We start from the raw sequence: 8,257 nt of genomic DNA, 5'->3' as shown, positions 1-8,257 counted from the left end.
TGAAGTCTTCGATGGAGCGCCCGAGGTCGCCGTCGCGGATCTTGAACAGGCTGGTGGCCTCGGGTGTGAAGCGGGTCAGCAGCAGGTTGGCATCGACGAAGATGGTCGCGATGGCGGCCGCCTTGGCCATGTTGTCGAGATCCGCGTTGAGGCGGTTCAGGATCTCGATCTTCTCCTGGTTCTCCGCATTGACGGTGTAGAGCTCCTCGTTGACCGATTGCAGCTCCTCGTTGGAGGACTGGAGCTCTTCGTTGGAGGCCATCAGCTCCTCGTTGGTGGCCTGGAGCTCCTCGTTGGCGGTTTCGAGCTCCTCGATGGTGGCCTGCAGGCTCTCGCGGGTGGCGGCGAGCTCGCGCTCCAGGGTCTGAACGCGCTCCGCGTGCTCCTGGTCGATGTTCATGGTCTCGATGCCGCCCGCCGTGGGTGCGACATCGTCCACCGGTGTGGTATCCGGCTCGAAGGAGAGCAGGAGGTGCGCCTCGCCATGCTCCAGGGCAACGCTGCGGGCGACCAGCCGCAGCCGCTCGTTGGTGCCGTCGGGCAACGGCATCGTGAGCAGGTCGGAGCGCAGCGGCTCATGTCCGCGCGCAGTCTTGTGCAGCAGGGCTTGAGCCACCGGTGCCAGCGACGGCGGCAGCAGCTTGGCGAGGTCCAGCGTCACGGCACCTTCGCCGATGCGCAGATAGTGACTCACGTCGCCGAAGACGTGCATCAGCTCCTGGTTGGCGTTGAGCAGCAGGCTGGTGGGCGCATAGGAACGCAGCAGCACGGACTCACCCGCTTCGATGGCAGCGGCATCCGTGAGCTGGCGATCTTTCTGTGTATGGCGCCGCGGATGGGCATGCGTACCTGCGAGCCGCTGCAGCTGCGAAGCGCCGGTATCCAGCGGCAGCGCCAAGTGGCGTAGGATGCGAAAGACCTTGGCCTTGGAGTTGACAGCGGTGAAGTCCGTTTGCAGCTGCGCCAAGGTTTCGCTGGAGCCGAGAAACAGAAAACCGCCCGGCGCAAGCGCGTATTGGAGCCTTCGCAGCGCACGGTCCTGTGCCTCGGCGCGGAAGTAGATGAGCAGGTTGCGGCAGGAGACCAGATCCATGCGCGTAAATGGCGGATCCTGCAGCAGATTGTGCCGCGCGAAAACGATGTTTTGGCGGATCTCGTTCTTGATGACGAAATGGTTGCCGCGCTTGTAGAACCACTGCTCCAGGCGCTCAGGAGAGACTTCCGTGGTGATCGCCTCAGAGAAGACGCCCGCACTGCCGAAGTCCACGTTATGCTGCTCCACGTCCGTTGCAAACAGCTTAATGGGCGGCCAGCGCCGCGCCCGGGCACAGGCCTCGGCGAACAAGATGGCGATGGAGTAGGCCTCCTCGCCGGTGGAGGCGCCGGGCACCCAAACGCGGATGGGCTGGTTCTCGCCGCGCTCTTTGACGATCGTGTCGATGGCGGTCTGCGCCAGCACCTCGAAAGCCACCGGGTCGCGGAAAAAACTGGTCACCGGGATCAGTAGCTCGCGGCGCAGGGCATTGAGCTCGGTGCGGTCGCCGTCCAGGAGCCGGGCATAGTTCTCCAGGTCCGGCACATGGCGCACCTGCATACGGCGCTCGATGCGACGCATGACGGTCGCCGGCTTGTACTCGCGGAAGTCGATGCCGCCTTGGTGCTGGAGCAGGTGCATCGTCTCTTCCAGGGCGCTTTGCCGGTCCGCTGTGACGCCGTCTTCGGGCGGGCGGATGCGCGGCCGTGGGGCCTGGCTGATGTGATCCATCACGCGCGGTCCGAGCTCCTCTGGCGGCAGGGTGCCGTCCACCAGCCCGGTGGCGATGACGCTGCGCGGCATACCGTCGAACTTGGCGGATTCGGGCTCCTGCGCCAGCAGCAGGCCGCCGGCGTCGTTGATGGCCACCGCACCGCGGGTACCATCGGAGCCGGTGCCCGAGAGCACGACACCGATGGCGTACTTGCCGAACTCCCGGGCCAGCGCGGTGAAGAAGAGATCGATGGGTAGGGTGAGGCCGCGTGGGTTCTTAGGGCTCAGGCGCAGCTGGTTGCGCGAGACGCTCATGACGCTCGCCGGCGGGATCAGATGCACGCGGTTCGGCTTGATCTCCATGCCGTCCTCAACGGTGACGACCGGCATACTGGTGTGGCGGCCGAGCAGGTTGCCCATCATGCTCTTGTGATCGGGCGAGAGGTGCTGGATCACGACGTAGGCCGCACCGGAGCGCGCCGGCAAGCCATGGAAGAAGCGCTCGAGCGCGTCGAGACCACCGGCGGAGGCGCCGATGGCGACGACGTAGAATCTGGCTTCGGCAGGGGTGTCCTCGGTGTGCGGCAGTTCGGCGCCGCTGCTGGTGTCTGGCATTAGGGACTGCTCTGAGCGTTGTTTCCAGCGGGATCCGTCGAATTGTACGCCATTGCCGCGGCCGAACTCCGTCGTCCCGCCTGCGTTAGGGCCGGGCCGCATTTTCGTCGTGGGCGGGCGACCAACGTCCCAGCACGTCTAAGAGTCAAATGCCGCCCAAAGTTGACACGCATCAGGTGCACAGGTTGCGGTGCGTGACGCAAAAACATCAGAATATTCGCGCTTTCCGATGGGTGCCCCGGCCGCACGCAGCCGTTGTGCGGTGGCGGGGTTGAACGGGAAGCCGGTTCAACGCAGTGGTCGGTTTCAGCAGGCAGTCGTTGCCTCCATCGTCCGCCCGTGATGCCGGCGCTGCCCCCGCAACGGTAGGCGAGTCGCGCCGCGACACATGCCACTGTGGCCAGCTGGGCCGCGGGAAGGCGTCGCGGCCGGGACGCGCGAGTCAAGGCCCCCAGGCTCCCCTGGGTCGCCAGGTCCGCCTCCCAGCTCGTGAGCCCGGATACCGGCCCAACGGTTGCTCGCGGCGTCGCGGTGGGCGGTGCCGGCGTGCCGGTGCCGCTCGTGTGTCCGCCGCAGCAATCGGTCGCGTCCGCATCTCCGGGCCGCCGCCTTGTGCGTCCTGCCTCGTCCATCGCCCACGCCGCCCGCCGCCTCTCGGCGCTTGAATTCACCGAAATCCCCAGCGGGTGAGCGGGGAGTCGAGAGGTATTGCATGACACGTCGACCAGAAAAGCCTCTGCGGCATCGGCGCCGCGGCGGTCTGCTCGTGGCAGCGTCGCTGCTGTCGCTCACAACATCCGGCACGGCGAGTGCCGCGACTGACGCCGATTCCGCCCCGGATGCGGGCTTCGTCGATGCTGTGAGCGAGGTGGATCCCGTGGTGGTCACGGCCACCCGAACCGCCGAAACCGCGGATGCCACCCTGGCGCCCGTCAGCGTCGTCACCCGAGAGGACATCGAGCGCTCCCAGGCGCGCAGCACCCTGGACCTGCTGCGGGGCCTGCCTGGCATCTCCATGGCAAGCTTCGGTGGGCCGGGGCGGGTCGCGAGCTTGTATCTGCGCGGCACCAATCCCAATCAGGTCTTGTTTCTGGTGGACGGCATCAAGGTCGGCTCCGCAACCACGGGGCAGACCGAGTTTCAGAATCTGCCGGTGGATCAGATCGAGCGCATCGAGGTGGTGCGCGGCCCGCGCTCCAGCCTCTATGGCTCGGAGGCCGCGGGCGGCGTGGTGCAGGTCTTCACCCGCCGCGGCGGCGGGCCGCTGCAAGCCTTCGGCAGCCTCAGCGCCGGGCGGTATCAGACGGCCGGCATCGCCGGCGGCATCCGCGGCGGCGGCGAGCAGGGGCGCTTCAGTGTCGCCGGCAACTTTGATCAGAGTCGGGGCTTCGATGCCTGCGCCGGACGCGGCTTCCCGTACTTCGACGGCTGCGGCACGGACGAGCCGGATGCTGACGGTTACGCCAATCAGGGTGTCAGCGCCAGCGCCGGCTACGACGTCTCCGAGCGGTTCAGCGTCGACGCCTCATTCCTGCGCGCCGAGACGGATGTGGACTACGACGGCGCCTTCCAGAACGAGGCGCGGAATATGCAGCAGGTGGCAGGTCTGACTGTGCGCCTGCGCCCGCTGGACCTTTGGGACCTCAGGCTTTCCGCAGGGCGGAGCTGGGACGAGCAGCGCAACTTCAGAGACGGCGCCTTCGCCAGCCGCTTCGATACCCGGCGCGACAGCCTGAGTCTGCAGAACGACCTTGCCTTCGGCGGCAAGCACTTGGTCACCGCCGGGGTGGACTACCTGCGCGACATGGTCGCCAGCGACGTGGACTACGCTGTGGACAGCCGCGACAACATCGGCGTCTTCGGCGAGTATCAGGGTTGGTTCGGTCCCGCCGCGATCAAGGCGAGCCTGCGCTACGATGACAACGAGCAGTTCGGTGGTCATACCACGGGCGACGTCGTGCTCGGTTTTGACGTCGCGCCGGACCTGCGCATCACCGCCGCCTATGGCACCGCCTTCACCGCGCCCACCTTCAACGACCTCTACTATCCCGGCGACGCCTTTTTCGCCGGCGGCAATCCGGACCTGGAGCCGGAGGAATCCCGCAGCGCCGAGCTAGGTTTCGCCGGGCGCATCGGGCCCATGGACTGGTCGCTCAATCTCTTCGAGACTCACATCGACGACCTCATCACGCTGGTACCGCCGACCTTTGCCGCCGAGAATCTCGACCGGGCGCGTATCCGCGGCCTGGAGGCTGTGACCTTCGGGCGGATACTTGCAACCGACATCAGCGCCAACCTCACGCTGCTCGACCCGCGCAACGAATCGGCCGGCGCCGACGACGGCAACCTTTTGGCGCGCAGGCCGGAGCAGACCTTCCGGCTGGACCTGGATCGCCGCTTCGGCCGGGTCGGGCTAGGGGCCAGCTTTTTCGCCGCCGGGCGGCGATTCGATGACCCGGCCAACAGCGTGCGCCTGGACGGCTACAGCCTGCTCGACCTGCGTGCATCCTATGCCTTCAGCGACGCGCTGCAGATTCAGGCGCGGCTGGAAAACGTCTTCGATCAGGAGTACGAGACGGTCGCCTATTACAATCAGCCGGGCCGCGGGCTGTATGTGACCCTGCGCTATGCGCCTGATTGAGTGTGGAGGTGCGAGGTGCGAGGTGCCAGGTGCTGAGTCGGCGCTGCGCGCTTCGCTCGCCGCACCTCATCAATCGAACCAAAACCCTCGCAACTCGCAACTCGCAACTCGATACTCGATACTCGAGACTCCAGTGTCATGCATACCCTGATCTTGGGCGGCGTGCGCTCCGGGAAGAGCCGCCTCGCCGAGCGCCTGGCCCGCGAGTCGGGCCTCGCGGTCACCTACGTGGCCACCGCCAGGCCGTCCGATGATGAGATGATTGCCCGCATCGCCGCGCACCGCGAGCGCCGCCCGTCGCACTGGCGCTTGGTGGAGGAGCCGCTGGCACTGGTGGATATCTTGCGCCGGGAGGCTGCCTCCGATCGCTGCGTGCTGGTGGAGTGCCTCACGCTCTGGCTCAGCAACCTCCTCTGGGCAGAGGACGAGCCGCGTCTGCAGCGCGAGCTCGCCGCGCTGCCGCCGCTCCTGCCGGAGCTGCCCGGGCGCGTCATATTCGTCGGCAATGAGACCAACTTGGGCGTGATCCCCATGAACGCGCTGGCGAGGCGCTATTGCGACCTGGCCGGCAGCCTGCACCAGCAGCTCGCCGCGGGCTGCCATGCCGTCTATCTCACCGCCGCCGGGCTGCCGCTGGCGCTCAAGGGGCCTGCGCTCGAAGGATCTAACCCATGACCCAAGAAGATTGGTTCCGCCACGCTGCGTCGGTGCCGGATGCCGGCGCCAACGCAGACGCTGCTGCGCACCAGGCGCAGCTCACCAAGCCGCCCGGTGCCCTCGGTGCCCTAGAGGCGCTGGCGGTGCGTCTTGCCGGCCTGCAGCGCCGATCGCGGCCTGGGGTGGATCGAATATGGATCACAGTGTTCGCCGCCGATCACGGGGTGGCCGGCACCGGCGTTTCGGCCTTCCCGCAGGCCGTGACCGCGCAGATGGTGGCCAACATGGCGGCCGGCGGGGCCACCATCTCTGTCCTCGCGCGCGAGCTGGGGGCGCGCTTGGAGCTGGTGAATCTAGGCACTGTGGCGCCGATGCAGCAGCATCCGCTGGTGCGCGATGCTGTCCTAGGCGCCGGTACGGCGGACTTCACCACGGGCCCGGCCATGACCGAGGGCGAGCTGGCCCAGGCACTGGCCGCGGGCGCTGCAGCGGTGGATCGAGCGCTGGCGGGCGGCGCCGACCTGTTCATCGGCGGTGAGATGGGTATCGGCAACACCACGGCGGCCACGGCCCTGGCCTGCGCCCTGTTGGATGCGCGTCCGGCGGACCTCGTCGGGCCCGGCACCGGGCTCGACGCAGCGGGTGTGGCTTACAAAGCGGCGGTCATTGAGCGCGCACTGACCCTGCATGCCGGCGCGCTCGCTGACCCGGCGGCAGCGCTCGCTCGGGTGGGCGGCTTCGAGATCGCAGCGCTCGCGGGTGCCTATGTCGCCTGCGCACAGCGCGGTCTGCCGGCCTTGGTGGACGGCTTCATCAGCGGCGCCGCGGCGCTCGCCGCAGTTCGGCTCTGCTGCGGTGCTGAGGCCTGGCTCGTACTGTCGCATCGTTCGGCCGAGCCAGGCCATGCTGCCATACTGGACGCCCTTGGCGGCGGTGCATTACTGGATCTCGGTATGCGCCTCGGGGAGGGGAGCGGCGCCGCAGCGGCCGTCCCCTTGCTGCGGCTGGCCTGCGCGCTGCACAACGGCATGGCTACTTTCGCCGAGGCCGGCGTCGCCGAGGGCGGCTGATGGCGTCAGTGCGTCCATGACCTACGGCGAAGCGGTGCAGCGTATGGCGGACCTGCTGCGCCATGGCGAGGCCGCCGGCGGAGCCTGTTTCCGTGGCGTCCGCGATGACCCGCTGACGGCGGCAGGCTGGGCACAGCTGGAGGCCGCCACCGACGCGGACGCGGCGGTTGGGCGTTGGGACGCAGTACTGTGCTCACCGGCGCGGCGCTGCGCCGACTTCGCCGAGTCACTCTCCGTCCGGCTGCAGGTGCCGCTGACGCGGCTCGATACGCTGCGCGAGCGCGACTTCGGCACCTGGGAGGGGCGCACCGCCGCTGAGCTGCCGGCGGCGGATCTGAGCGCCTTCTGGCGCGATCCGGGGGCCTTCACACCGCCAGGTGCCGAGCCGCTGGCGGCCTTCCGTGCGCGCGTCGCTGTCGGCTGGGGGCAGATCATGGCCGGGCCCGCTCGCCATCCGCTGGTGGTGACCCACGGCGGTGTGATCCGAGCAATCCTGGGCGACGTGCTGGGTTTGGCGGATCCGGCCCTTCTCCTGGTGGAGGTGCCCCACGCGTGCCGCACCCGGATTCGGCTCCCGGCGGGCGGTGGGGCGCCCAGCCTGGTCGCGCATGGGGCGTGATGCAGTGCGGGCCCCAGTCAGTGAGCCCCAGTGCTGCAGCGGGCATGACCGGCGTGTGAGATGCCATCGGCGCAGGCCGGGCAGACCCGGTGGTGCGCTTGCGGCAGGCGGTCGCTGTCGAACAGCCGCAGGCGCATGACGGCGTCCTCGAGCTCCACCCAGCCGCTTCGGGTGCTTACGCGCTTGCAGCAGCTGCAGAGGTCGAGGCTGCGTGCGTCCGTGGCGTGGAGAGGGTCTAGCAGGGTCTGCTCTGGGCGCCGCTCGATGCGCAGAATCTGGCTGCGGAACTCTATCTCCCGCGCGGCCTGGTCATACAGCATCTGCATCTCCATGAAACGGCGGCAGTCCGGTGCGTCACAGCGGTAAGGGAACCGGAAGGGGCCGTGCCCGGCCCGCAGCCGGGCCATCAGCAGGCCGTAGAGGTAGCGCAGCTGCGCGTCGGCGATGCTGTCCATGAGCGGGCGACCGACGACATCGGCAGCGGTCACGGGCCAGCCGTTCTCGGCCCCAAAGTCGAGCCAGGCGGCGTTCACGTGGCTGATGCGCCCCCGCGCATCGACCCGGTGCACGAAGGTGCGAGCATCGATCTGCTGGAACAGCTGCATGCTTGCCTGCCCTTGCGATCTAATGATGGCGTCGTGACCAATGGCTGCGCCCCCCGGAAACGATAGCGCAATTCGGTGGGTCATTGTCACCATGGCAGCGGTGTCCTGCCCCTATTCGTCGGGTACGCTCTGCCCGACCGGGCGTGGGCATCCGTCCATGGACTGCACCGGCGAACTGGCGTCGGGACGTGCCGGCACCAGGGTGTATGTCCCTTCTAAACAACTGACGCTGCCGCAGAATAGGGAGGGGTGGATAGAGGAGGGGGCGGGCGCATAAAAACAAAACACACAAAAAGTACAAGA

The 8,257-nt window shown here is 67.9% G+C and carries 6 protein-coding genes and 1 riboswitch; of the genes, 4 read left to right on the top strand and 2 right to left on the bottom strand.

Annotated features, from left to right (window positions below):
• Window positions 1–2,362 (bottom strand): chemotaxis protein CheB (locus I6U14_RS14695; RefSeq protein ID WP_296900266.1); only part of this gene is annotated, 2,362 nt, incomplete at its 3' end.
• Between the two features lie 214 nt (window positions 2,363–2,576).
• A riboswitch (cobalamin riboswitch) is annotated at window positions 2,577–2,888 on the top strand.
• Window positions 2,889–3,074: 186 nt separating this feature from the next.
• Between I6U14_RS14695 and btuB the strand changes: the two genes are divergently transcribed.
• The 4 genes from btuB (at window position 3,075) to I6U14_RS14675 (ending at window position 7,349) form a co-directional block, all read left to right on the top strand.
• Window positions 3,075–5,003 carry a TonB-dependent vitamin B12 receptor gene (gene btuB, locus I6U14_RS14690; RefSeq protein ID WP_296900265.1) on the top strand — a complete coding sequence of 643 codons (1,929 nt, stop codon included), beginning with the start codon at window positions 3,075–3,077 and terminating at the stop codon, window positions 5,001–5,003.
• A 138-nt stretch (window positions 5,004–5,141) separates the two neighbouring features.
• The gene (gene cobU, locus I6U14_RS14685) at window positions 5,142–5,678 is read left to right on the top strand and encodes a bifunctional adenosylcobinamide kinase/adenosylcobinamide-phosphate guanylyltransferase (protein WP_296900264.1); all 537 of its coding nucleotides are present in this window, start codon (window positions 5,142–5,144) and stop codon (window positions 5,676–5,678) included.
• Complete coding sequence (gene cobT / locus I6U14_RS14680; protein ID WP_296900263.1) at window positions 5,675–6,730, top strand: nicotinate-nucleotide--dimethylbenzimidazole phosphoribosyltransferase; 1,056 nt, start codon at window positions 5,675–5,677, stop codon at window positions 6,728–6,730. The genes cobU and cobT overlap by 4 nt, the downstream gene beginning before the upstream one ends.
• Before the next feature lie 16 nt (window positions 6,731–6,746).
• Window positions 6,747–7,349, top strand: a complete 603-nt coding sequence (locus tag I6U14_RS14675; RefSeq protein ID WP_296900262.1) for a histidine phosphatase family protein — start codon at window positions 6,747–6,749, stop codon at window positions 7,347–7,349.
• A gap of 17 nt (window positions 7,350–7,366) precedes the next feature.
• On the opposite strand, the gene I6U14_RS14670 is transcribed toward I6U14_RS14675, so the two are convergent.
• On the bottom strand, window positions 7,367–7,954 hold the full coding sequence (locus tag I6U14_RS14670) for a hypothetical protein (protein ID WP_296900261.1): 588 nt from the start codon (window positions 7,952–7,954) through the stop codon (window positions 7,367–7,369).
• Window positions 7,955–8,257: the final 303 nt, after the last annotated feature.

Origin of the sequence: Thiohalocapsa sp. (genome assembly GCF_019695415.1) — a bacterium.
GTDB lineage: Bacteria > Pseudomonadota > Gammaproteobacteria > Chromatiales > Chromatiaceae > Thiohalocapsa.
This window is presented reverse-complemented; position numbering and strand designations above follow the sequence as displayed.

Excerpts from the sequence above, each read along its gene's own strand:
- cobU (WP_296900264.1), top strand. The coding sequence starts at position 5,142 with ATGCATACCCTGATCTTGGGCGGCGTGCGCTCCGGGAAGAGCCGCCTC.
- btuB (WP_296900265.1), top strand. The coding sequence starts at position 3,075 with ATGACACGTCGACCAGAAAAGCCTCTGCGGCATCGGCGCCGCGGCGGT.
- cobT (WP_296900263.1), top strand. The coding sequence starts at position 5,675 with ATGACCCAAGAAGATTGGTTCCGCCACGCTGCGTCGGTGCCGGATGCC.
- I6U14_RS14675 (WP_296900262.1), top strand. The coding sequence starts at position 6,747 with ATGACCTACGGCGAAGCGGTGCAGCGTATGGCGGACCTGCTGCGCCAT.
- I6U14_RS14670 (WP_296900261.1), bottom strand. The coding sequence starts at position 7,954 with ATGCAGCTGTTCCAGCAGATCGATGCTCGCACCTTCGTGCACCGGGTC.